Here is a 23845-nt window from a genome sequence, read left to right as displayed (position 1 = left end):
GCTCCGGGAAAAATGGCTGTCGGATTTCTTGGTCAGCTTGTCGCTTCATTCCTCACGTATCGCAATACGCTCCGGTACTCGCGCCTTCGCTTCCTCGAACTCCTCGGCCCTTTTTGTCCTCGCCCTTGAACGATCCCTGCGAAAGCCTCAGCTTCCGTTTCTTACATTTTCGTTCATTCGATCCTCAGCAAAATTGAATTGACTAAAAGGGGTTTACCCTTCCAATCACGCTTGGCTTTTATCCAGTTTTCAAGGAACAATATCCATATTTTTAAAATAAATGGTGGGCCTGAGTGGACTTGAACCACCGACCTCACGCTTATCAGGCGTGCGCTCTAACCAGCTGAGCTACAGGCCCATTTACAAATAAAGTGGAGCGGGTGATGGGAATCGAACCCACGACCAGAGCTTGGAAGGCTCTTGTTTTACCACTAAACTACACCCGCAGGGGAAAATGATCGGGAAGACAGGATTTGAACCTGCGACCCTCTGGTCCCAAACCAGATGCTCTACCAAGCTGAGCCACTTCCCGAAAAGCCATGCGCCATGAGGAAGTCGAATCCCCAACCTTCTGATCCGTAGTCAGACGCTCTATCCAATTGAGCTAATGGCGCAAAAAAATAAATGGTGCGGTAGAGAGGACTCGAACCTCCACGAAGTTGCCTCCACTAGCCCCTCAAGCTAGCGCGTCTGCCATTCCGCCACTACCGCATAATATTAAATTAATGAAGATGGTGCGGGTGAAGGGACTCGAACCCCCACGTCGCAAAACACTAGATCCTAAATCTAGCGCGTCTGCCAATTCCGCCACACCCGCTGAAAAATGAGCCGCGAGGGATTTGAACCCTCGACCCTCTGATTAAAAGTCAGATGCTCTACCCCTGAGCTAGCGGCTCATGTGGATCACCCGGCCAATTCCAAGTCAACGATTTCTCTATAAGATAGAAAAGAATCATTATTTTTGATCAGCCAAAGCTGCATAAACGCATTTGCACACATCTATTGTATCCGCATGTCAAAAAATGCAATCAAAGCGGCCTGTGCGGGACTTGAACCCGCGGACTGCCGTGCAGGCAGGATCCCGACCATTCGAACAAACGGGCCACAAATAAAATGGCGGAGAAGGAGGGATTCGAACCCTCGCACGATTCACACCGTCTACTCCCTTAGCAGGGGAGCCCCTTCAGCCAGCTTGGGTACTTCTCCATGGCTCCACAGGCAGGGTTCGAACCTGCGACCAATCGGTTAACAGCCGATTGCTCTGCCGCTGAGCTACTGTGGAATAAATGACTTTCCACAACAAAGTCGAAGAATATTTTACACGGTTGCTCTCCAATTGTCAACGACCAAAAAGAGAATCAACAACCTTTCGTCCTTTCGACGACCTTAATAATTTAACACAAAAACAAATGATGCGTCAACCCTTTTCATTTTTTTCACATTCGCTATTTTTTGCCAGATTCCGATTATTGGTCACGAGACGAAGCTTCCCGCCACACAGAGCGCATACATACCGTTTTAAATTCATGCGTCTTTTTCTTTCAAAAGTGTTGCCGCACTGCAGGCATTGATAGATATAACAGAAGGCGGCCTGATTTTCTGTCCCGGGAATCAGCCCGCAGAACCTCGTCCCGCCGACCCGGCGAAGAAGCGTTTTAAAATCCGGATCGCGGTGCCGGTAGCCCCGTCCGGCCAGGTGCAGATGATAGTGGCAAAGCTCATGTTTGACAATCTTAACAAAGGCTGTGCGTCCAAAATACTGCAGCTGGCGCCTGTTGAATTCAAGATTATGGCTGCGCAGTAAATAGCGCCCGCCGGTCGTCCGCAACCGGTCGTTGAACAGCGCTTTGTGGACGAAGGGAAGACGAAAACTGTCGATGGATACTTTTTCAACCAAAGTTTGCAGTTCTTCATCGTTCATAAACTAATTGTCACCTGCCTCACCGGCAATCCCTCTAACCTTAACTTAAATGGACCGTCGGAATCTCCTGCTCGTTAAATGCTGACTTCTATCATAGCAAATTTTCTCTGGCTAATGAATGGTGAAAAAAGGCATGGGGACGTTCATAACGGTTTTGTTCGTTGGAGAGAGTTGCTGTGGAAAATCAACGGCTGAAGCCAATATAGCCGGTCCACGTCAAAAGAAAAACAGCCTGCACAGGCGGCTGTTCTGAAGCATTCGGTCGGGAATCTCACCGTTACCGGGCATAAGGCATCATGACCCCATCAGAGTCCAGAAAACGGCGAAGCTTGTCCAGTGCGCGGCGCTGAATCCGTGAGGCGTGCATCTGGGAAATGCCAAGGCGCTCCCCGGCCTCTTTCTGGCTCAGATTGTCATAATACGTAAACAGCAAGACTTCTTTCTCCTGCTTCGACAGAATCTGAAAAGCGGTTTCCAGCATCATCTTCTTGTGCACACGTTCGTAGCCCTGGTCCGGGCGGCCTACCAGATCAAGTAAAGTGGTCGTCCCTTTGCCCGGATTGTTTTCAAATTCTGAATCAACAGACAGAGCGCGGTAGCTGTGTGTCATTTCCATCGTTTCAAGAATTTCTTTTTCACTTTCGCCGAGCTCGTCGGCAATCTCGCGGATATCCGGGAAACGCTGCAGGCTGCCTGTCAGCTCCTCGGAAATTTTACGCACGCGTGGACTGAGCTCTTTGATTCGCCGCGGCACATGAACGCTCCAGGTCTTGTCACGGATATAGCGTTTTATTTCGCCGACAATGGTCGGTACGGCGAACGATTCGAAGCTGCGTCCAAAGGAAGGGTTGTACCTTTTCAGCGCAGAAATCAGTCCCACCATCCCCACCTGGTAAAGGTCTTCTCTGGTTTCGCGGTGATCGGAATATTTGCCGGACAGGGAACCGATCAGATTTTTATATTGACTGATCAGGCGGTTTTGCAGGCTTTCGTCGTCAGGGCACTTCTGGTAAGCAATGATCAATTGATGAATCTCGTTTTGTTGCGGCAGAGACTTTGTCAGCACAATGTTCCACCTCACCTCAATTAAGAATTGTTCAATTGCCGTTCAGCCGGGACTTGAATATGCAGCATGCATCCGGAAACTTATCTTCCTCTTTCAACATTTTTCAGCAAATTTACTGCCTGAGTCTATTATTCCATGAGAACGCTGTCTTGGCAAATTTTTTATTGAAAAATCTGAAAAAGATTAATTTTTTTACAAAACCGGGGCCTTTTTGAATTTAATCGAATTTTTATGCACGAAAAAATCCGCCCCATCCGGCGGATTGCTTTTCAAATTATTATCGACAGGAAGATACAGTCAACTAGAAGTTAATCAAGCCGAGACTGATCTGGATCGCCTTATTGACCCGGTTCATCATCTGTTCATCCAGATGAGTGATCTTGTCTGTCAGACGCTGCTTATCAATCGTCCGGATCTGTTCCATTAAAATAACGGAATCACGGTCAAATCCATAGCGTCTCGCATCAATTTCGACATGAGTCGGCAATTTTGCTTTCTGGATTTGTGCTGTAATGGCTGCCACGATAACGGTCGGGCTGAAGCGATTGCCGATATCATTCTGAATAATCAGAACGGGGCGGACACCCCCCTGTTCCGAACCGACAACAGGTGAAAGGTCCGCAAAATAAACATCGCCGCGTTTAACGATCACGGCCTCACACCCCGCTGACGGAGCGTTCGAGAGTAACCTCTGCCTCCTCTTCAGCCAGGAAAGCTTCAGAAGCAATATTGAGATTAATTTTGGCCATTTCCATATATCCTCGTCTCATAATCTCACGGACGCTGCCCTTGTTACGTTCACGCAGATACACTCTGATTGCGCGATGGAGAAATTCAGTACGGTTCATTTTGTCACGGCTTGCCATTCCATCAATTTCACTCAGCAAATGTTGCGGCAGACTCAGCATGATTTCTTTAAGATTCGACTCCGGCATGCTTGTACCCCCATCACTATTATCAGAATAATCCTTTTTTATCTAAAAAATATCCTATCATTTTCAACGTTGTTTTTCAAAGCTATTTTCGCCAAAAAGCGTGGAATTTTATTCCTCAGGCAAAAATGTGCCGTTTTTGTTGAAAAATGAACGAAAAAGAGCTATTCTTTCTGTCCGTCCAAAACCGGGTTGACATAACCGGTCTTCCGGCCGTCTTTCCAGAATACCCGGGGCACACGCGGATGAATCATGCAGGTCACTTCGTAATTGATGGTATTCAGTTTTGCAGCCAGATCGTCGGCGGTGATCGCGTCGTCCCCGTCTCTGCCGATCAGTGTCACTTCGGTACCCAGGGGTAATTCACTAGGCAGCCGGCACATAAACTGGTCCATGCAGATCCGGCCGACGATCCGGCACCGTTCGCCGCCGATCAGCACATCGGATCCGGACAGGGCGCGCAGCCAGCCGTCGGCATAGCCGATCGGCACCGTGCCGATCCATTCATCCTGCTCCGCGTGATAGGCAGCCCCGTAGCCGATCGATGCGCCGGCACTGACTCTTTTGACATTGGCCAGCCGGCTGTGCAGCGACAGGACCCGTTTCAGCGGGAACGGGAGCTTGGCAGCCATCTCCGGAGAAGGGGCCATCCCGTACATGGCAACGCCGTAACGGACCATATTAAAAAGATGCCGTTTTTCCGCAGGATATTTCAACGTCGCGGCACTGTTCCCGCAATGAATCACAGACGGATGAACGCCCAGATCATGAACCCAGTCGATCATCGTTTCAAACCGCTGATACTGTTCATTGAAATAAGCTTCGTCATCCTGATCGGCTGTCGCAAAATGGGTGAACAGGCCCTCGATGATGAAGCGCGGATCTTTTTTCACGGCATTAATAAAATCCTCTGCCTCTTCCTTACTGCGGATGCCGATCCGGCCCATTCCGGTATCACAGGCCAGATGCAGGGCGATCGGTTCCCTGCCCTGATACGACCGGCCAGCTGCCTGGATCCACGCTTTCTGAAATGCCGTCAGCGAGATGTGATATCTGGCAGCCAGGCCGGCGTCCTCCGGAGGGATCGGAGACAGGACAAGAATCGGTACCTCGATACCCTGCTTCCGAAGTGCAAGTGCCTCATCAAAGATCGCAACAGCCAGCCATTCCGCTCCATGTGCCAGCGCCGTTCGGGCGACCTGCAGCGCGCCGTGGCCATACGCGTTGGCCTTTACGACGGCCAGAAGTGCCGTTTCTTCCGGTATTCGTTTCTTCATTTCAGACACATTCCACGCCACCGCATCCAGATCAATATCCGCCCAGGTATCTCTATAAAAAGATGTTCCCATTAGTCATTTCCCGACCTTTTATTTGTTGATTAATCGATTTTCGGCCGGACACCCGCGGATCCGACGCATTCCGGCGGCTGCGGCACGAATTTCTTTTTCTATTTAATCACTATTCGGGATAAAACGAAAGGCGGCCGGTGTATCGGCCGCCAGACAAATAAGCTCCGTACCAGTATCGGACGGAGCGCATGGAACAGAAGATTATTTTGTTATTTTCCCAATGACCGACTGGGCGACGGCCACCATCTCATCCTGGGTCAGTTTATCAGAAGCCAGATAATAATCCGTACCGCCGCCAGACCAGGAAAGGGTCCGGTCTCCGGAAGCACCGATAGCGAATCCCAGGTTGGCAGGATCGCCTGTCGCCAGTGTCGAAACGATGGAAAGCGATGGCACGCTTTTCGTCTCAATCAGCGTGAATGGCTTTTTCCCGCTGTATTGAAGCACATATTTCTCCCCTGTATTCGTAACCTCGGGTTTTACCGCAGCCAGTTTGGTTCCGGCGATCTTCGCCGTCGGATAGTTAACGGTGAACGTGGCGTTTTCAGCCGACGCGGCAAGCGATCCTTTGATCCGCGCCGCCGCCATATTCTGTTTCACATCAAACGATTTATTATCCAGCGGCGGGTTGACCTGGAAATGACTGAATTTGACCGTCACGATCACATTCTGATCCTTGTCCTTAACCTGGACCTGATCCGGCGTCAGATCTTTGTTCAGCGTGATGCTCTGGTTTGCCAGCTGCGTCGTGTTGTAACTCGTTTTCGTATCAAAAACATATTTATTATTTTTCGCGCTGAAGCTCGGATCCGGATCATTCTGGATATCTTTATTCAAGGAATGGTAGAGATACGCCTGGCTCCGGTTATTGGGCCACTGGCTCTCAAACTGATAGCTTTTATTCAGTTCAGGCGTCAGGACGAAAACGCCATCGGCATTACGCAGGATCATCTGTTTATTCTTGTTCTTACTGTCCGTCAGCGCGACCCTGTAATAGTAAGGTTTCTTAAAAGTGATATTGGCCTGATAAGTCTGTGATTTTCCGTTATGCTGAAAAGTCATTGTCGCATCGGTCCGGTAGCTGTTCAGTTTCTCAACCTTATTGCTGAGATCCTTGGCGACCTCTTTCCCGGTTTTCGCACCGCAGCCGGTCAGCAGCAGTGCGGCGGCGATCGCCATCGCAAGCACCAGCAGGACAACCTTCTTGTTCATTTCGTTCCAGCCCCCTTGTCTCATATCGGCGACAAAGGAGGGAAATGCTTATGTGCACGTCGTGTTTCAGCTGAGACGGTGCAGCAGGACGGGGATCCGGTCAATCAGATCCGAAGCCAGGACATCCAGTTGTGAGTGATCGGTACGAACCAGATCATCCGCCAGGGCGCCGTGAAGATAAACCGCATTGCTAACCGCATCCAAAGGATCCTGATGCTGAAGCAGAAATGCTAATACGATGCCTGTCAGGACATCTCCTGATCCGCCTTTTGCCAGAGCGGCATTTCCCGTCGGATTGACAATCTGCCGCCCGTCCGGAGCGGTAATCACCGTATACTTCCCCTTCAGAACCAGATAGACTCCGAATTTCCCGGCAAATTGTTCCGAGACATGGAAACGGTCAGCTTCAATTTCCGGCACCGTCCGACCTGTCAGCATCGCCATTTCTCCGGGATGCGGCGTCAGGACAACCGGGTTTTTCCGGTGCAGCAGCAATTCCTTCATCTGGCTGAGGTGATAAAGCCCATCCGCATCGATCACGCACGGACAACGGTCCGCCTCAAGCACCTGCCGGACCAGAATCCCTTCTTCTTCCTCTCGGCCCAGACCCGGCCCGATCGCAATGCCGGACAGTCCGGACAGATCCAGTGCACTTCTCGGCATATACATAACTTCCGGAAGCTGGGCGGCGATCACCGGCCGAACGGTTTCCGGGACGCTCAGTTTCAGCAATCCGATCCCGGAACGCAGCGCCGCCTTTGCGGAAAAGAAAGCCGCGCCGGACATCTGTCCGGAACCGGCGATGATCAGTCCCCGGCCATGAGAACCTTTATGGGAAAACGGGTCGCGGCGGGGCAGCGTCTGCCGTACTTCCGCTTCTGTCCGCACCGACCTTCTGATTCCTGCATGGGCGACCGACACTTCCGGAATACCAATCGGCAGGACGCAAACCGATCCGAAAAAGCGGGCGGCCGGCTGAAGAAACTGAGCGAGCTTCGGGCACTGAAGGGTCAGCGTCCGGTCGGCGGACACCGCCGGATGAGTGAACGCCCCCCCGTCTGCCGGTACACCGCTGGGCAGATCCACAGAAATAACTCTGGCTGCCGAATCGTTAATCTGCCTGATCACCTCAAGATATTCCGGATAGGGGGCACCATGAACACCTGTGCCAAGCAGCGCGTCGATAATCAGATCCGACTCGGACACGACCCGGTTGAATGCTTCCTTGTTCTCCGGAATCTTCCGGATTGACCCCCCGGCATTCAGAAAGGCGTCTCGATGGACAGCAGCGTCGCCCTTGATTTTTGTTTCTTCCGGAAGCAGCCAGACAGACAGATCGGCCGTGCTGTCAAGCAGCAGCCGGGAAACTGCAAAACCATCTCCGCCGTTGTTTCCTTTTCCAATAACCACAACGATTTTCTCGCCATTTTTCAGATGCGGCATTAATTCATTGAAGACTGCCCGTCCGGCATTTTCCATCAGCAGCGGCCCTGCAAGGCCGATCTGCTGAATCGTGTATCTGTCGACAGCCTGCATCTCTTCACGTGACACGACATGCACAATAGTCCCTCCCAGCGTAATAAACTATATGAGGCAAGTCCGTCTAATATGCAGAAGGCCCGGACAAGCCTTCGATGACACACACCGTGGCTACCATCTGGTCCGTATGGGTGATCGAAAGGTGTATTTTCTCCCGCCGGAAAAGGGGGGCGCTGGCATAAGGCCGTCCGGACGGATCATTCAGCACCGACAGATCCTGAAATGATACCTCCTGACCGATTCCGGTACCTCTCGCTTTTGCATAGGCCTCTTTCGCGGAGAAACGGCCGGCAAGAAATTCCGCTTTTCGCTTATCATCCAGCGAATAGAAGCAGTCGCGTTCCTCAGGAGTCAGCACACGCCTGACAAAAGCCGTATCATCGATATGCGACCGGATTCTTTTCAGTTCTGCGATATCGATCCCAACACCTTTGATCATCTGTTTTCCTCCGTCACCAACTGGCGGTCCGGACGCATCAATGCCCCTGATCGTCACCGTGTTCCCGCCATGAAGCGCGGGTTCCCGTTCGTACTCAAACTTCCGCTATACCCTATTTTAACCTATACTTAAAAGAAGGTCATGCTTTTGAGGAGGACATACTGTGTTTATCCGGACGGAATCATTCAGGCAGTTTCTCAGACATTACCCGGTTACCTCAGCTATTCTGGCTATTGATACGTTGATTTTCCTGTTTTTCTTTATCGCCGGGAAAGTGGCGCCTTTTCTGGCTCTGAACGCATTTCAATTCCTGGTCGGCTCGAACCAGGCAATCTGGAACGGTGCCCTGTGGCAGCTCGCCACCCCGATTTTTCTCCATGTCACGTTCCAGCACTTTCTCTTTAATGCTTTTTCCATTCTTATTTTCGCACCGGCACTGGAAGCCATGCTTGGAAAAGGGCGCTATCTGCTGGCCTTTCTCGGAACCGGCATCATTGCCAATATCGCCGAACTCTTCCTGCAGCCGGCTGGTTTCAGTCATTATGGTGCCAGTGCGGCGGTATTCGGTCTATTCGGCATTTACCTCTTCCTGATCGTGTTCCGGCGCGCCTGGGTGACCAGCCAGGATCAGACGATTCTTATCGTGACGCTGGCGCTGGCGCTTGTCTTTTCATTTATTGGTACAGGGATCGATATCGTCGGCCATCTGACAGGTCTTCTCTCCGGCCTGGCGCTTGGTCCCCTGCTCTTCTCCGGGAAAAAATTTCAGCGCTGATCCAGGCCGGACCGGGATCCTCGGGGATTGAATTTCCTACCGGAGTTGTTCATAATAAGTGAATGAAAATGGATCCGACAGATTGTCCGGGAAACACCGTTTTAAGTGACAACAATTCGAACATTTTTATTGCAAGCGATTATTGCGGAAGGAGATCATCGTATGGCATTTGTTATTACGCATGCCTGTGAAGGCGAAAAAGCTGGAGAATGCATTGAGACCTGCCCGGTCGACTGCATTGTGGAGGGCGAAAAGCAGATGTATATCGATCCGGATGTCTGCATCGACTGCGGCGCATGCGAAGCCGTCTGCCCGGTTGAAGCCATCTATCCGGAGGATGAAGTTCCGGAAGATCAGCAGCAGTACATTCAGATCAACAGGGACTTTTTCAAGAACAGGTGAAGTGACTGGATGAGGTCGTCAGGCCCGGCGCACAGAATGCGCCGGGCTTTATTTTATTTTTCCCGGCGATCATGATGGTGCGGGTAAGCGGAAACCACTTTTGCACTCTCAACGATTGCCGTCAGGATCGTCGCTCTGGCCTGACCGGTCAGGAGATCGGCCTTTGCCAGTGCACTGCCCTTCTGCTGGCGGACATAATGAGGTTTGAGCCGGTTGAGGCTCAGCGCCATCACGTCCGTCTTGCATTCGTCGCAATGACAGGATACAGTGAGATTCTCCCATTGTCTGTCGAGCAGATCTGCCACTGCTTCTTCCATAACATTATGTATTTTCATTGGGGCTGGCTCCCTCTGATCCTAAATGATGTGATCTTTACCACTGAATCGTAGCACAGAAGTGACGTCTGCTCAACTTTTGCCCGCGCTGTCTGTCCCTGTCAAAAAGCTCCTCCGTTTTCCAATAAAAAAAGAAGGTGCCTGATTTTAAAATCAGACACCGGTAACATTAAAATTTTTCCGTGTTTTCCCGCATAGACTACCGTTGATTGGCGCGGAAGGTACGAGACTCCTGCGGGACATGGCCTTATTCCAGAACCCTGACTTTTACAGTTCGACGGCCCCACTGCAGCGCCTGCTGATTATTGTTCAGGAATACGTCGATCTTAAGCCCCTTGATCGCCCCGCCCGTATCCCCGGCAACGGCCTGACCGTAGCCCTCCACATAGAGCTTTGTACCGAGCGGGATGACCGACGGATCGACGGCGACAACCCTGGCATTCGGATGCTGCAGAAGATTGATCCCTGTAGCTGTCGTCCCGGAACACCCTGAGCAGTTTGCGGTATAGGCGGTACTGCTGACGTAGAATTCTTTGACCGACGCATGCTTTACCGTCTGCCTTGCCTGCCGTTTTGCGGACACAGAATGCTGCTGCTGAACGGACGGAGCCGGAGCGGATACCCGTTCAGTATGTTTCGTCAGCAATCTGACGCCGCGCCCGGCAGCAGCGGCAGACCTTCCCGGCGGCGCACCGGTCGGTTTGACGTGCTTCCCGTCCGCCAGCTGCTGACTGAGCTTTTCAATGCTTCCCCATGTCTCCGGACCGACAATGCCGTCCCTCTCAATCTTTGTATCCTGCTGCAGCCAAAGGACCGCATGCCGGGTCATCCGGCCGAAAATGCCATCCCGGGCGCCTTTATAATAACCGAATCGGTCCAAATATTTCTGAAGATAGCGGACATCCTCACCGGTCGAACCATACTGCATCTGCGCCATGTTCCGGTGTACGGAAGCCAGGAGTGCCTTTTTGGTTTCCTGGCCGACAACCCCGTCAATGGTTATCCCGCTTAACTTCTGGAATTGCCTGACCGCGCCTTCTGTCGCATTTCCAAAATGTCCGGTCGGCCGGAATGGCTGATATAACTTATTGGCCTTTAACACCCTTTGAAGTGTCAGAACCTCTTCACTGTTCATGCCGTTCGTCAGAATGCGGTCGCTTTGGATCAGCTGCGCCGCGGCATCATGCGGCATAAAAAGGAACGACGAGCTGAATGTTGCAGCAATCGCCGCACTTTTGGCAATCGCGCTCCCGTAATACATGGGCATCTCCCCCTGTCGCGTAGTCTTTTAACGTTTATGAGAGGGAAAATGGATTCATACGTTACATTCAGATGACAGGACGCGCCGTTCAATAGCGGAACGTTTAAGAATTTAAGGATTCTTCAGCGCCTGATCGATTGCTTTTTTAAGAACCTTATAGTCCTGACCGTTTTTGATATATTTTCCGTTCACAAATATGGCGGGCGTTCCCGGCACGCCCAGATCCTCACCAAGCTCGTTGTCTGCGGCGATTGCCTGCTTATGGGACTGTGTCGTCAGCGCATTCTGGAAGGCCTTCACATCCAGCGATGGAACCGTCTTCCGGGCGGTATCCGTCAGCAGTTTCTCCGTGACCCAGGGCTTGCTCTCGCTGCCCTGTTCCTGGTACAGAGCCTTGTGAAAAGCCCAGAATCCTTTCGGGTTTTGGTGGTAGACCTCTTCCGAAGCCTCGGCAGCGAGCAATGACTCCGGCCCGAGAATGGTGTAATTAATAAATGAAAAACTTGCCTTATTCGTGTTTATGTAATCTTGCTGAAGCCGCGGAACCACTGTCTCCTCAAAAGTCTTGCAGTACGGGCAGCGGTAATCGGCAAATTCGGCGATTTTCACTGGTGCGTTCGTGCTCCCGAGTATCGGCTGAATGGCATAATTGATTTTCGTCGTATCGGTCTGTGCGGTTCGGTGGGTTGCCTGCCGGTTTACCGGCTTTACGGCATTTCTCTGTTGATCTCTGTAAACCATCACGGCAATGGCAGCGATTAACAGGACAATGATAATGGAACTGAAGACCACCATTCTGCCCCGGTCCCGCTTTAATTCCTCCGACTTTGTTTCCGGTTCTTCAGGATGCTTTCGCCTGGTCAATGGGCACACCTCTTCACTTGGAATATCCATAAGATTCGTTCCGACCCGTTAAAAATGGCAGGGAATGTCTATCCTGCAGGCAGGAGTCAATCACAAAACTTGTTATAATATATTAAAAGAACTTACTTTCGGGCCGGACCTGCCCATCAGGATCATGCCCGTTGCTGCCGAAATATAATCCTTCCCGGCTGTGGAAAGAAAGGCGTCCTAATTTAAGAACATGCTTATGGAACAGATACAAAGTTTATTTTTTACCTATGGCTATCCATTTGTCTTTGCTTTCATGTATTGCGGACTGATCGGTATCCCTGCTGCCGAAGAATCTTTTATGATCTTCGTCGGTGTCACTCTGTCACAGGCGCCTGCCAGCGGCCCGACACTCAGCGTCGCCGGCTGCATTGCGATGGCTGTCCTCGGCTCTGTATCCGGCATGGTCACAGCTTTTCTCATTGGCTATTATATAGGAAAACCGTTTATGATGAAATACGGAAGGCTGATCAGGATAACGCCCGCCCGCTGGGAAAAAGCCGGGGCGTATTTCCAGCGCCATGCATTTCTGGCGATTGCCGCGGGCTATTTTATTCCCGGCGTCCGTCAGATCAACCCCTACCTGGCCGGACTCAGCCGGGCAAGCTACCTGATCTTTTTCATCGCTTCGCTGACCGGTGCATTGATCTGGGCGACACTGTTCATTTTGCTTGGATTTTTTGCCGGAAGCCAGGCACGCCGCTTTCTGGCTTTCAGTCCGGTTCACGTGATTCTGATCGGGCTCCTCTTACTGATCGGGTTTATCACGATCACGGTCATTCGCCTGCGCAAGGCTGGCCGATAATATCAGGCAAAAAATGATTTGATATCGGTACGTCAACTTGTGAATTGTCTTGACGAATAGTTAATAAGTTGAGTAGACTTAATGTCAGTAACTGCAAGGTATGTTTGTGAAGCAAGTGTGAGGAGGATTATGATGGGTATTGCCAGAGTGCTGATATTGACCGGATCATACGGCAGCGGACATAAACAGGCTGCTCTTGCGCTCTCTGAGGCCTTTGACAGACATCCCTCGAAATTCGCCACACGAGTGCTGGATGTCACGTCGCTTGTTCCGTCGAAACTGGAATCACTGGAAAAGCACACATTCATCTCCGGTGTGACTCATTTCCCGTCGCTTTACCATTATTTATATAAGAAAACGCAGAACAGCAGTGCCGCGGCATCGCTTTTCAAATCGATCAACCACTTCGGTACCAACCGGCTGGTCAGCTTCCTGCTGAAAGAACAGCCGGATCTGATCATCAGTACTTTCCCGATGGCGTCCGTCATGATGTCACGGATCAAGCAGGGCGGCTGGCTTCCTTCTTCTCCATTTCTGACACTGATCACAGACTATTCGGTGCACAGCAGCTGGGTCAACCGCCGCACCGACGGTTATCTGGTCTCCTCGAACGCCGTCCGGGAGAAGATGATTGCGATGAATGTGGAACCCGAAAAGATCATTACCACGGGGATTCCGATTCTTTCGGATTTTTCCGGAAGGCGGAACATTACTGTGTTAAGGAAAAAGCTCAATATTCCTTCTGACCAGAAAGTTCTGCTGATCATGGGCGGCGGCTGCGGTATTTTTAAAAATATGCTGCCTGTGCTGAAAAACGTCGATCGGTTAAAAAGCAATTTCCGGATTGTGACGATCTGCGGGCATAACCAGAAGGCCTATGAAGACTTCAAAAATTTCAGCCGTACATCGCACCATACAGTGCAGGTCGAGGGCTTTATCGACAACATCAGCGAATGGATGGCTGTTGCCGATCTCCTGGTCACTAAGCCGGGGGGACTGACAATTTCTGAAGCGATCGTTTCGGAGCTTCCGATGATCATTTATAAACCGCTGGGCGGCCAGGAAGCGGATAATGCGCAATTTCTGCTGTCCTCAGGACTGTCGATTGCCGCACCAGGCAAGCAGGAACTGATCAACGATATCACGGATCTGATCAGCCATCCCGCAGGACTTGATGTCATGCGCCAAAATATGAAGCGGTTCAGTTCCCGCCAGGGCTATTCGGCGGATCACGTGCTGCGTGCCGCAGAATCATTTCTGTCCTCCGCGCGCCGTATCGAATTTGCCTGATTTGCACAATGTACCGAAAAATCCGGACAGGACTAATAAATATATGAAGAAAGTTCTATAAAAAATCAGTTTTTCCCCGTCAATGCCTGGAGGGAAGATGCAGGCAAGAAGCAGCAGCCGGAAATGAGCCGGCTGCTGCTTCTTTAATTTCAGTACTGTATTCAGAAAAGCGAAGCGATCGCATGGAAAATCGAAGAGAAGAAATCACCGATGGCGGTAAACACCTGGTTCAGAAAACCTCCGGCCTGCGTCGAATTCGTCAGTTGCGTGAGCTTATCCTTAACCTGCTGCATCTGGCTGCCGACCTGATTCCAGTTAATGTTCAGCGTCCGCATTTTATCAAACAGGTCGACCAGTTTCTGAATGTCGGCATCACTGAGCTGAACACCGACCTGCTGCGCCGAATTCCGGACGACTTTTTCAACATCGGCACGGGACTGAGGCGTATTCTTTGCCAGGTTGTCTTTGATGGTCGTCACCAGCTGCGTCGCCTTGTCCTTGCCGACACCCTTCTGGTTGCCGAGTTCTGCCGTCGTCACCACTTCTTCATTGGCTACCTGTTTCTTCGCTTCCGGAATGGTCGTGCCCGTTTTTGCTTCGTATGCTTTGATGATTCCGGTCAGCGCAGCCGTTCCGGAGACCGGAAACGGTGCCGTCACATAGACATCGGCGTCTTTCACTCCGGCTGTTGCCAGTGCATTGATGTACATGTCCTTTGTCACATAGGTAATATTATGCGTGCTCGCAGTCAATCCTGAACCCTGCTTGCCCAGCGTGATTTTCGATGAACTGATCGCGCGGGTTCCAATCTGAGACGGGGACAGGTACTTGTCGAGATACTTGTGCTCTTCACTGTTGGTCACGGTCACAGTCTGTACCTGACTGCCGCTGACACCCATTTCGTTCAGCATTGCCTGCCGCTGATCCGCCGTCAGATTTGCGCCAAGCGTCACAATGACGTCGCCCGGCGCACTGTCTGCGAGCGCCCGTACCGGCCCAAAGATACTGATTGCCATGAATGCGGTTAATGCCAACATGAGAATTTTTTTCATAACCCTTTTCCCTCCGGTTGATCCCTTGCAAACATGCTGATGAAGGTATTATTCTAGATACCCTATTCTATTCGCCGTTAACCCGGATTAATTGCACGTCTTGAAACAGGCTCATTGCGAGAGTGCATTCATTTTACCATTCACGTGACGACAGCTCAAAGGACGTCGGACTGCGCGAAAAAAAAAAAGCGTCTGCACGATGGGTATATCGTGCAGACGGCTGATATGACATCTCATTTGCTGTGCAGTGCTTACCGGGAATCATTTGAACACATAAACCTTAGACTCATATGGCCGGAGAGTAACTCCCAGATCGTCATTATAATTGCTGATGAGTTGTTCTTGTGCCTGGTCCTGTCCATAGTCACGGGTCAGCTTGCGATCGGTAAAATTGCTGATCACGAGCAACGTTTTCCCATGATACCGGCGCTTATAGGCGAATACTTCATTATCGTCCGGGTCAAGCTCGAGATAATCACCATAGACAATCAAATCACTGTGATGACGCAGCTGAATTAATTTTTGATAGTAATAGAAAACGGAGTCCGTATCTTTAAGTTCATCCTGAGCATTGATCGTCTGATAATTCGCGTTTACGGACATCCAGGGCTCGCCATCCGTGAAACCGGCATTTTGTGAACGATCCCACTGCATCGGTGTGCGGGCATTATCCCGTGACTTAGTAGCAAGATAACGCATCATGGTATCATGGTCCACCAGGTGTTCCTGGTCAACCAGCTGATGATACGCGGCGAGCGACTCAATGTCCTCATACTGGGACAAATCCGTGAAATGGGTATTCGTCATACCCAGCTCTTCGCCTTCATAAATGTAAGGCGTACCCTGCATCATATGAAGCGTCGTGCCCAGCATCTTGGCGGAGCGCACCCGGTATTCCGGGCTGTCATTACCGAACCGTGAGACGGCCCGCGCCTGGTCATGATTGTTCCAGTATAAACTGTTCCAGCCCTTGCCGTCCAATGCATATTGCCAGCGAGATAAGGCAGCTTTAAGGTCGGTCAGCTTCACGGGCTGATCATTCCATTTCCCAAGACGCGGATCAGGATTAGCCGCCAGTGACACATGATCAAACTGGAAGACCATGTTTAACTCTCCGGCGTCAAGCCCGGTGTACTGCACCGCATCTTCAGGTCTGGAACTCGGCATCTCCCCGACACTCATGACGTCGTAATGGGAAAGGACCTTGTCATTCATTTCTTTTAAATAGTCGTTCAGTTTCGCACCATCCGCCACCAGCGGTTCGACATTGCCGTACCGCGCATGTTCAGGGTTCGGTGCATCCGGCAAGCCCTCCGGCTTCGAGATAAAGTTGATGACATCCATCCGGAAACCATCGACACCCTTATCCAGCCAGAAGCGCATCAGTTCCCAGACTTGTTCACGCATGCGGGGGTTTTCCCAGTTCAGATCAGGCTGGCCTTCAGCAAAGAGGTGAAGATAATACTGCCCGGTTTCTTCATCATATTTCCAGGTTGAACCGCCAAAATAAGAACCCCAGTTATTCGGTTCTCTACCCTTCTTGCCGTCACGCCAAATGTAAAAATCCCGGTACGGATTATCCTTCGATTTTCTGCTCTCTTTAAACCACTCATGCTGATCAGAAGTATGATTGACAACCAGATCCATCAGAATTTTTATCCCTAATTCATGTGCTTTAGCAAGCAGCGTGTCGAAAGTCTGCATATCACCAAATTTGGGTTGAATATCACGATAATCACTAATGTCATAACCATTATCTTTGTCCGGAGACTTGTAAATCGGATTCAGCCAGATCACATCTGCGCCCAGTTTTTTAATGTACGGCAGCCGCTTGATCACGCCGCCAAGGTCGCCGATACCGTCACCATTACTATCTTGAAAACTGCGAGGGTAGACTTGATAGACAACCGCCCTCTGCCACCAATTTTGTTTCTCCATGACAAATCTCTCCTTTTAGCTGATTAGATGTCTTTAAGCATCTGCATATTTTTTCTTCAGGACTGTGTTGCGCTGCGGCTTGTCTTCATGAATGGCAGCCACTGCTGCGGCTCCCAGCAGCATGGCAATACCGGCAATCAGGATCATTCCCGACATTGATTTTCCGATCAGCGGAAAGAGTGCAAAGCTCGCTACCGAAGCAATGATTTGCGGCAGGCAAATCCCGCAGTTGAACAGGCCCATGTAGGCGCCTTCATTTTTGCCGTTTAATGAAGACGTGAAGATGGAGAACGCCTCTGTCTGCATGGTCAGGTAGCTGATCCCGATCAGACAGAACGGTAGAATCAGAAGGTATTGATTGTGGGTGAAAAAGACCCAGATAAAGCCGAGCGCACCACTGAGCAGGCCGACACGCAGCCAGAATTTCCGTTTGAACTGACTTGTATGGGAAAGGACTAAGAAGCCCCATGCTACTGCAGCCAATGATGAAACACAGGTAAGGATGCCATACCAGTTTCCGGCTGCCTGATAGCCGGCAGATGCCGGATCTGCCGTCCCCCATACATTCTGGGCAATAGCGCCCGTCGCGTAAGTCCAGAGATACTGGAAAGCAAACCAGTCAAATAACTGAACGAGGGATACTTCCCAGAATGCCCTTGGTGCTTTCCTAACCAGATGCCAGAGCGAAGGACTGTCTTTATGCTCATCGGCTTTCATGTGATGATAAAGAGCATAGGTCTTCGGATCATACTCTTTCACCGAAATAATCGTATAAAGTGAGGTCAGTAACAGCACACCGGCACCAACATAAAACGCCAGCCGGACTGATAACGGAACTTCACCGCGCGGCGCTGTATTGGCAACGCCAAATACCGTCAGGACAAAGGGGATGATCGTGGCAATCACGCCGCCTAAGTTACTAAAGGATTGTTGCCATGACCAGGCAAGATCTTTCTGTTTTTCATTCACCATGTCCCCGATGATCATTTTGAACGGCTGCATGCAAACATTACTTGACAGATCCATAAACAGAATGGCAACCGCACCAAACAGCAGTGCAGCAAATGAAGCATAGCCAAACCCGAATGATCCGGAATTCGGCAAAAGGATCATGACCAGCGCGGCAATGGGTGCGCCGATCAGCAGATAAGGCATCCGCCGGCCTAGTTTATTGGACCAGGTCAGATCTGAGTATTTGCCGACTAAAGGCTGAACAATCATTCCGGCCAGCGGCGGTAAAATAAAGAAATAACCCAGCCTGGTGGGGTCTGCGCCGATCGTCTGAAAGATCCGGCCCATCTGGGAGAATTGCAGTGAAAAAGCCATATTGACACCGAAGAATCCAAAGGTCATCGCAAATATCGTCATCAAAGACAGCCGCGGCAAAGAATTTGATCCGTTGTGCGTATCCATGATCAGGTACCTCCTTTTGTTCTATGAAAGCAAAGCATTCATTGAGAATAAGTTCCGGGTGATGCCTTGTAGCAATCGTTTACAAGAAGAAATATAGCACTTTTGGAAAACGTTTGCAATACCTTTATATCAATATTACAAACGTTTGCAAATCAGTCAATTAATATTGTTGAATTTACTTGTGTGGCTTATTATTTAACTATCCGTATTCTCATAACCGTACGGCCCCTATGAAAAGAGGTAGTTTCGATGCGCGTGACCATTAAAGACATTGCGGAAACGGCCAAAGTTTCTCCATCTACCGTTTCACGTATTTTGACGGGTCAAACCGATAATTATGCTTCAAAAACCGTGAAACGGGTTTGTCGGATTGCGGTTCAGATGGGCTATCAAAAGAATACTGCAGCAGCGGAGTTGGTTACGCAGAAAAGCAATGTGCTGGCTGTTATTGTCTCTGAAACCAAAACAAACTTTTCAGAGGAAATCATTCAGGGGATCCATTCCGTCGCTTTAACCAACCGCCTGAGCGTCATGATCGTGTATGCGGGAGAAAGTGATCAGGCCTTGCAGCATCAGGCGATTAAGACGGTCATTGAACGCGGTGTACGTGGTATCTTATTACTCGCCATCGTCCCCGGGGAAGAGAATACCCGTCTCCTGCGTTCCAGCCATATCCCCTTCATTTTTCTGGCCACTGCCCTGGACAAGAAGGATCTTCCGTTTATTTCATCAAATGATTTTGATATCGGCTATCAGGCAGCGGATTATCTGCTGAAACTGGGTCATGTTAAAATCGGCTTCGCAGGTCTGAACTTGGGAACTTATGTGGGTGATTTACGCCTCCGGGGCTATCAGCGCGCCTTTCAGAAAGCTGGTTTAGATTGGCGAAAAGAGTGGATTCAATCCGGCAGGTGGACCTATCAGGACGGCGTAAACGCCATGAAAGGCTGGGGAAGGGCGACAGAACTTACTGCAATCATCGGGGCAAGTGATCTGGCTGCCATCGGCGTCATGAATACTGCTCTGGATTTAGGGATGACGGTCCCCGATCAATTATCGGTTCTAGGCATTGACGGCACCTCCTTATGTCATATCGTAAGGCCTGAACTTACAGCGATCCGGCAGGCTTTTTATGAAATGGGGCGGCGGGGTGTCCAGATACTTATTAATCACACCAGCATTAAATCCACATTTACGTCCTTTGATATCCTGCCGGGCAGCAGTGTCACTGCACCGCAGTAAGTGTCGCAGTAAAAAGCCATTGTGCCGGAGAGGCTCTCTCCCTCCGGTACAATGGCTTTTTTGCTCCTCTCACGGATCACGCAGTTGATGCATCAGGAAAGGTGAGGATGTTCCACCGACACAGCGCCTTCCAGCGAATTCACTGATTCGCGTCCGCGCATCTGAGCCAGTGCCTGCTTCTCCTTCTCTTTGTCGAATGCCTTCTCGCTTTTCGAAATTACGATCGTCGCAATCCCGTTGCCAATCAGATTGGTGATCGCCCGGGCTTCGCTCATAAACCGGTCGACGCCGAGCAGCAGCCCAAGTCCGGCAATCGGAATGACATGCATGGCGGTCAGCGTCGAAGCGAGCACAATGAACCCGCCGCCGGTCACCGCGGCTGCACCTTTTGAGGTCAGCATCAGAATAAGCAGAATGGCAACCAACTGACCGAAACCCAGCGGAACGTTGAATACCTGGGCCAGAAAAATTACCGACATCGTGAGATAAATTGAAGTGCCGTCAAGGTTGAATGAATAGCCGGTCGGGATGACCAGACCGACCACGGACTTTTCACAGCCGAGCCGTTCCATTTTGTCCATCATTCGCGGCAGCGCGGCCTCCGAAGAACTGGTTCCGAAAACGATCAGGATCTCATCTTTGATATATCTGAGATAGGTGAATAAGCTGAATCCTGAAACTTTGCAGATCAGCATCAGCACAACAAAGATGAACAGGGCCATCGTCGTGTAAACCGACAGCATCAGTTTGATCAGCGGCGTGATCGTCTGAAGGCCGAAATTGCTGATGGTGTAAGCCATCGCGCCGAATGCCCCGATCGGCGCAGCATACATGATGTAACCGATGATTTTGAAAAAGACATGAGACACTTGATCAAAGAACTGTACCAGCGGTTCTCCCTTTTTACCCAAAGCCGACAGGCCTACGCCGAACAGGACAGAGAAAAAGAGTACCTGCAGAATATCCCCGCGGGCAAACGCGTCAACCACATTACTGGGGATAATGTTGAAGAAGAACTCGCCCCAGTTCATCTGGGACCCTGCCCCGGAAGTAAACTGAGAGATATTTCCGCTCGGCATTTTAGCCGGGTCAAGGCCGGACCCCGGTTTAAAAAAGTGAGCGACGAGTAAGCCGATGATCAGAGCAACAGTCGACACGACTTCAAAATAAATCAGCGCCTTGCCGCCGACTTTACCGACCTTCTTCATATTGCCCATTCTGGCAATACCGACAACGATGGTCAGAAAGATAATCGGCGCGATCACCATCTTCACCGCGTTGATAAAAGTTGTTCCGAGAACCTGAAGATGCGATCCGACACCCGGCCACAGTACGCCGACAAGAATACCGGCAATGATGGCGACGACGACCTGGAAGGTCAGGTTTTTAACTAGCCGCAACTAAAAACATCTCCTTTTTCTGTTAACGCTTACATCACGTTGATCACAAACCATCAGAGTTAATGTGAACGTTCTGTGAATTTATAATATCACATTTATCCTATTATGACATACTAATTATTTTTTCAAAGTGTTTGCTGATTCGTGAATTTTCCCTGTCCGATTTAAAATCAGCAAAAAAAAAAGCACTTTCGCCACCTAAACCAGCGGGAAAGTGCCTGTGCGTGCAGATTGGTTTACTGCTCAGAGCCGATTTTAAAGTCAATTGCCAACGTATCAATCAGCCCGATCTGTTTCAGATAGCTGACCACAGCCTGATGTTCCTTTGACGGTGTATAATTCTGATGGTCTTCCTCGGAACGGAACAAAACAGTCAGCGCCATCGAGTAGCCCTTGCCTCTTGTCGAGTAATTCTGCCCGGCGTAAATGTTCAGGATACCGGGCAGTTCATGGATCAAATGACGCAGTCTGCGTGCGCCCTCCTCTTTCTGTTCTTCCGTTGTCTGATCATTGAATTTAAATAATACAATGTGCTGAATCAATGTAGCCCCTCTTTTCTGAATATACCCGTCTATAGTTTCATCATAACACGATCGCCGGGCGAACAGATCGTTTACCGGATGCGGTGGCTCACCTGCACCGTACCGGAAGCCAGCCGACGCTCCCTTTCCTTGATATAGTGAAGTAATTCAACGGTCATGGAATAATGCGTCATCGGTGTAATGAGGTAAATCCCCCGGAAATATTCCATGGCCGTATCAATCAGTTCTTTCGCGATCTGAAGACTCGTCCGGCGCGCTTCTTCTTTGGACTTCGCGGCGGCCATCCTGCTGCGGACATCATCAGGCAGCGACATTCCCGGTACTTCGTTATGAAGAAATTCAGCATTTCTGGATGAGGTCAGTGGCATAATTCCGAGATATACCGGCGTCGTCACACCGCGGAGTGCCTGACTGATGGCAACGATACGTTCACGGTCAAACACAGGCTGCGAGATGAAGTAGTCTGCACCGCACTCGATTTTTCTCTTTAAACGCTGAACGGCACGGTCCAGATTCCGTACGTTCGGATTGAAGGCCGCAGCCACGCGAAAATGCGTCGGCCGTCTGAGGCTGCGCCCCGAGTAAGAAATACCGCGGTTGAACTGTTTCACAAGATGGATCAGCTGCATGGATGAAACGTCGTAAACGGATGTAGCTCCGGGGAAGTCCCCGATTTTCGTCGGGTCGCCGGTGACAATCAGCACGTCATGAAGGCCCAGCACATCCAGCCCCATCAGGTGGGACTGAAGTCCGATCAGATTCCGGTCGCGGCAGGTCAGATGAACAAGCGGGGGAATCGTGAATTCTTCCTTAATCAGCCGAGCCATGGCCGTATTGCTGATCCGCGGCGATGCCAGTGAATTATCCGCCATCGTGATCGCGTCGGCACCGGCATGTTCAAGTGCACGCACACCTTTAAAGAAGTTGTCTGTACTCAGATTCCGTGGCGTATCAAATTCAACAAAAACCGACCGGCCGCTCCTGGCTTTGTCATACAGCGGCGTGTCCGGATGGTTATCCGCAATCACAATTCTGTCGGACGACCGGTTGACGTTCTTGACCGTCAGCGGTTCCAGTTCGGAAATACCTTCTTTGAACGCCCGGATATGCACTGGCGTTGTGCCGCAGCAACCGCCAAGCAGCCGGATCCCTTCGTTACGAAATTCCGCCGCATATTTTTTGAAATAACCCGGTTCGGTCTGGTAGTAGAGCTTGCCGTCGCGATAGTCCGGAAGACTGCCGTTCGGATAAGCGGAAAGAAAAGCGTGCTTCGGAAGGGGGATGCCCTTCAACGATTCGATCATATGAAACGGGCCGAGACGGCAATTCGTTCCGACAATATCCGCACCCAGATCTTCAAGCTGACTGAGGGCATCCGCCAGCGGCATCCCGTTGATCAGCACGCCGGGTTCCTGCATCGACACATGGGTGATGATCGGAAGCGATGTCATTTTCCTGGCGATTTTCAGTACTTCTTTCAGTTCATCAAGGTCATAATACGTTTCCAGCAGCAGTCCGTCGACATTCTCTGAAAGCAGTACCTCAGCCTGCTGCCTGAAGCTCTGCCTGATTTCATCAAGCTGAAGTGAGGGTTCCTGGAATCCGCGGATGCCCCCGATAGTTCCTAAAATATACGTTCCCGGTTCTGCTGCATGCTTCGCCAGGGCGACCGCCTCTTTATTGAACGGCCTCACCTCATGCTCCAGCCCGTACCGTGCCAGTTTGATCGCGTTGGCACCATACGTATTTGTCTGGATGACATCCGCCCCGGCGTCAATATAGGCCCGATGCACACGGACAATTTCTTCCGGATGCGACCGGTTCAATTCTTCAAAACATCGATCAATGCCATACGAGTAGAGCAGCGTCCCCATCGCACCGTCTGCAATCAGAATTCTGTTCTTAAGCTCCTCCAATATGGGTACTTTCATCTTTATAGGTGCTTTCATCTTTCCCCACTCCCGGTTTCCACATTTATCTTGAATCTTAAAAAAGGCCTGTGATATGGCTCTTTAGAGCTTATTCCCCTGTTGTTTCGGGC

Annotated in this window: 22 protein-coding genes and 9 tRNA genes; 5 read left to right on the top strand and 26 right to left on the bottom strand. The window is 50.6% G+C overall.

The window, feature by feature from the left end; translation table 11 throughout:
* Positions 1-281: 281 nt before the first annotated feature.
* The 17 genes from D889_RS0112725 to acpS all read right to left on the bottom strand — a co-directional run bounded on the left by D889_RS0112725 (position 282) and on the right by acpS (position 8458).
* Positions 282-358 (bottom strand) — tRNA-Ile (locus tag D889_RS0112725).
* A gap of 14 nt (positions 359-372) precedes the next feature.
* Positions 373-446, bottom strand: a tRNA-Gly gene (locus D889_RS0112720).
* A 12-nt stretch (positions 447-458) separates the two neighbouring features.
* Positions 459-532: transfer RNA gene (locus D889_RS0112715), tRNA-Pro, on the bottom strand.
* Positions 533-540: 8 nt separating this feature from the next.
* A tRNA-Arg gene (locus D889_RS0112710) sits at positions 541-614 on the bottom strand.
* 11 nt (positions 615-625) lie between these two features.
* Positions 626-711 (bottom strand) — tRNA-Leu (locus D889_RS0112705).
* A gap of 21 nt (positions 712-732) precedes the next feature.
* A tRNA-Leu gene (locus D889_RS0112700) sits at positions 733-817 on the bottom strand.
* 7 nt (positions 818-824) lie between these two features.
* Positions 825-896: transfer RNA gene (locus tag D889_RS0112695), tRNA-Lys, on the bottom strand.
* A gap of 218 nt (positions 897-1114) precedes the next feature.
* Positions 1115-1206: transfer RNA gene (locus tag D889_RS0112690), tRNA-Ser, on the bottom strand.
* A gap of 1 nt (position 1207) precedes the next feature.
* A tRNA-Asn gene (locus tag D889_RS0112685) sits at positions 1208-1282 on the bottom strand.
* A gap of 135 nt (positions 1283-1417) precedes the next feature.
* A complete protein-coding gene (locus tag D889_RS0112680) occupies positions 1418-1921 on the bottom strand; it encodes a SprT family protein (protein ID WP_010632394.1) in 504 nt (167 codons plus the stop codon).
* A 277-nt stretch (positions 1922-2198) separates the two neighbouring features.
* Entirely contained in the window at positions 2199-2987 is a 789-nt protein-coding gene (gene sigB / locus D889_RS0112675; protein WP_010632393.1) for an RNA polymerase sigma factor SigB, read from the bottom strand.
* Positions 2988-3288: 301 nt separating this feature from the next.
* Positions 3289-3639, bottom strand: coding sequence for a type II toxin-antitoxin system PemK/MazF family toxin (locus D889_RS0112665; RefSeq protein WP_010632392.1), 351 nt, complete (start codon positions 3637-3639; stop codon positions 3289-3291).
* 4 nt (positions 3640-3643) lie between these two features.
* A complete protein-coding gene (locus D889_RS0112660; protein WP_010632391.1) occupies positions 3644-3922 on the bottom strand; it encodes a CopG family ribbon-helix-helix protein in 279 nt (92 codons plus the stop codon).
* Between the two features lie 161 nt (positions 3923-4083).
* Positions 4084-5268 carry an alanine racemase gene (gene alr, locus D889_RS0112655; protein ID WP_010632390.1) on the bottom strand — a complete coding sequence of 395 codons (1185 nt, stop codon included), beginning with the start codon at positions 5266-5268 and terminating at the stop codon, positions 4084-4086.
* A 201-nt stretch (positions 5269-5469) separates the two neighbouring features.
* Entirely contained in the window at positions 5470-6480 is a 1011-nt protein-coding gene (locus D889_RS0112650) for a LolA family protein (RefSeq protein ID WP_010632389.1), read from the bottom strand.
* A gap of 66 nt (positions 6481-6546) precedes the next feature.
* Positions 6547-8040, bottom strand: a complete 1494-nt coding sequence (locus D889_RS0112645; RefSeq protein ID WP_010632388.1) for a bifunctional ADP-dependent NAD(P)H-hydrate dehydratase/NAD(P)H-hydrate epimerase — start codon at positions 8038-8040, stop codon at positions 6547-6549.
* A gap of 43 nt (positions 8041-8083) precedes the next feature.
* A complete protein-coding gene (gene acpS, locus D889_RS0112640) occupies positions 8084-8458 on the bottom strand; it encodes a holo-ACP synthase (protein WP_026039113.1) in 375 nt (124 codons plus the stop codon).
* A 163-nt stretch (positions 8459-8621) separates the two neighbouring features.
* Between acpS and D889_RS0112635 the strand changes: the two genes are divergently transcribed.
* Together D889_RS0112635 and D889_RS0112630 are read left to right on the top strand one after the other, a co-directional pair.
* Positions 8622-9233 carry a rhomboid family intramembrane serine protease gene (locus tag D889_RS0112635; protein WP_010632386.1) on the top strand — a complete coding sequence of 204 codons (612 nt, stop codon included), beginning with the start codon at positions 8622-8624 and terminating at the stop codon, positions 9231-9233.
* Between the two features lie 162 nt (positions 9234-9395).
* Positions 9396-9635: a ferredoxin family protein gene (locus D889_RS0112630; protein WP_010632385.1), complete on the top strand. Its 240-nt coding sequence runs from the start codon at positions 9396-9398 to the stop codon at positions 9633-9635.
* Between the two features lie 53 nt (positions 9636-9688).
* Here the strand turns inward: D889_RS0112630 and D889_RS0112625 are convergent, their stop codons facing one another.
* From D889_RS0112625 to D889_RS0112615, 3 genes are all read right to left on the bottom strand, one after another.
* The gene (locus D889_RS0112625) at positions 9689-9970 is read right to left on the bottom strand and encodes a late competence development ComFB family protein (RefSeq protein ID WP_010632384.1); all 282 of its coding nucleotides are present in this window, start codon (positions 9968-9970) and stop codon (positions 9689-9691) included.
* A 247-nt stretch (positions 9971-10217) separates the two neighbouring features.
* Complete coding sequence (locus D889_RS0112620) at positions 10218-11231, bottom strand: peptidoglycan-binding protein (RefSeq protein WP_010632383.1); 1014 nt, start codon at positions 11229-11231, stop codon at positions 10218-10220.
* A gap of 111 nt (positions 11232-11342) precedes the next feature.
* The gene (locus D889_RS0112615; RefSeq protein ID WP_238537693.1) at positions 11343-12104 is read right to left on the bottom strand and encodes a DsbA family protein; all 762 of its coding nucleotides are present in this window, start codon (positions 12102-12104) and stop codon (positions 11343-11345) included.
* 217 nt (positions 12105-12321) lie between these two features.
* On the opposite strand from D889_RS0112615, the gene D889_RS0112610 reads away from it, so the two are divergent.
* Both D889_RS0112610 and D889_RS0112605 read left to right on the top strand, forming a co-directional pair.
* Positions 12322-12927 carry a DedA family protein gene (locus tag D889_RS0112610; RefSeq protein WP_238537692.1) on the top strand — a complete coding sequence of 202 codons (606 nt, stop codon included), beginning with the start codon at positions 12322-12324 and terminating at the stop codon, positions 12925-12927.
* Positions 12928-13059: 132 nt separating this feature from the next.
* A complete protein-coding gene (locus D889_RS0112605) occupies positions 13060-14217 on the top strand; it encodes an MGDG synthase family glycosyltransferase (RefSeq protein ID WP_010632380.1) in 1158 nt (385 codons plus the stop codon).
* Positions 14218-14378: 161 nt separating this feature from the next.
* Here the strand turns inward: D889_RS0112605 and D889_RS0112600 are convergent, their stop codons facing one another.
* The 3 genes from D889_RS0112600 to D889_RS0112590 form a co-directional block, all read right to left on the bottom strand.
* Positions 14379-15269: a DUF1002 domain-containing protein gene (locus D889_RS0112600; protein WP_010632379.1), complete on the bottom strand. Its 891-nt coding sequence runs from the start codon at positions 15267-15269 to the stop codon at positions 14379-14381.
* Between the two features lie 261 nt (positions 15270-15530).
* Positions 15531-17207 carry a glycoside hydrolase family 13 protein gene (locus D889_RS0112595; protein WP_010632378.1) on the bottom strand — a complete coding sequence of 559 codons (1677 nt, stop codon included), beginning with the start codon at positions 17205-17207 and terminating at the stop codon, positions 15531-15533.
* A 33-nt stretch (positions 17208-17240) separates the two neighbouring features.
* Entirely contained in the window at positions 17241-18620 is a 1380-nt protein-coding gene (locus D889_RS0112590) for an SLC45 family MFS transporter (protein ID WP_010632377.1), read from the bottom strand.
* Between the two features lie 249 nt (positions 18621-18869).
* Between D889_RS0112590 and D889_RS0112585 the strand changes: the two genes are divergently transcribed.
* Positions 18870-19862, top strand: a complete 993-nt coding sequence (locus D889_RS0112585; protein WP_010632376.1) for a LacI family DNA-binding transcriptional regulator — start codon at positions 18870-18872, stop codon at positions 19860-19862.
* Positions 19863-19954: 92 nt separating this feature from the next.
* Here D889_RS0112585 and D889_RS0112580 read toward each other — a convergent pair whose 3' ends face one another.
* The 3 genes from D889_RS0112580 to D889_RS0112570 form a co-directional block, all read right to left on the bottom strand.
* The gene (locus D889_RS0112580; protein WP_010632375.1) at positions 19955-21262 is read right to left on the bottom strand and encodes a dicarboxylate/amino acid:cation symporter; all 1308 of its coding nucleotides are present in this window, start codon (positions 21260-21262) and stop codon (positions 19955-19957) included.
* Between the two features lie 236 nt (positions 21263-21498).
* On the bottom strand, positions 21499-21804 hold the full coding sequence (locus D889_RS0112575) for a Dabb family protein (RefSeq protein ID WP_010632374.1): 306 nt from the start codon (positions 21802-21804) through the stop codon (positions 21499-21501).
* Between the two features lie 71 nt (positions 21805-21875).
* Positions 21876-23753, bottom strand: coding sequence for a bifunctional homocysteine S-methyltransferase/methylenetetrahydrofolate reductase (locus D889_RS0112570; RefSeq protein WP_010632373.1), 1878 nt, complete (start codon positions 23751-23753; stop codon positions 21876-21878).
* Positions 23754-23845 lie beyond the last annotated feature (92 nt).

The sequence above is a fragment of the Sporolactobacillus vineae DSM 21990 = SL153 genome (assembly GCF_000377985.1).
In the GTDB taxonomy this organism is placed as follows: Bacteria; Bacillota; Bacilli; order Bacillales; family Sporolactobacillaceae; genus Sporolactobacillus; species Sporolactobacillus vineae.
The sequence above is the reverse complement of the archived record's forward strand: the minus strand, read 5'-3'. Positions and strand labels throughout refer to the sequence as shown.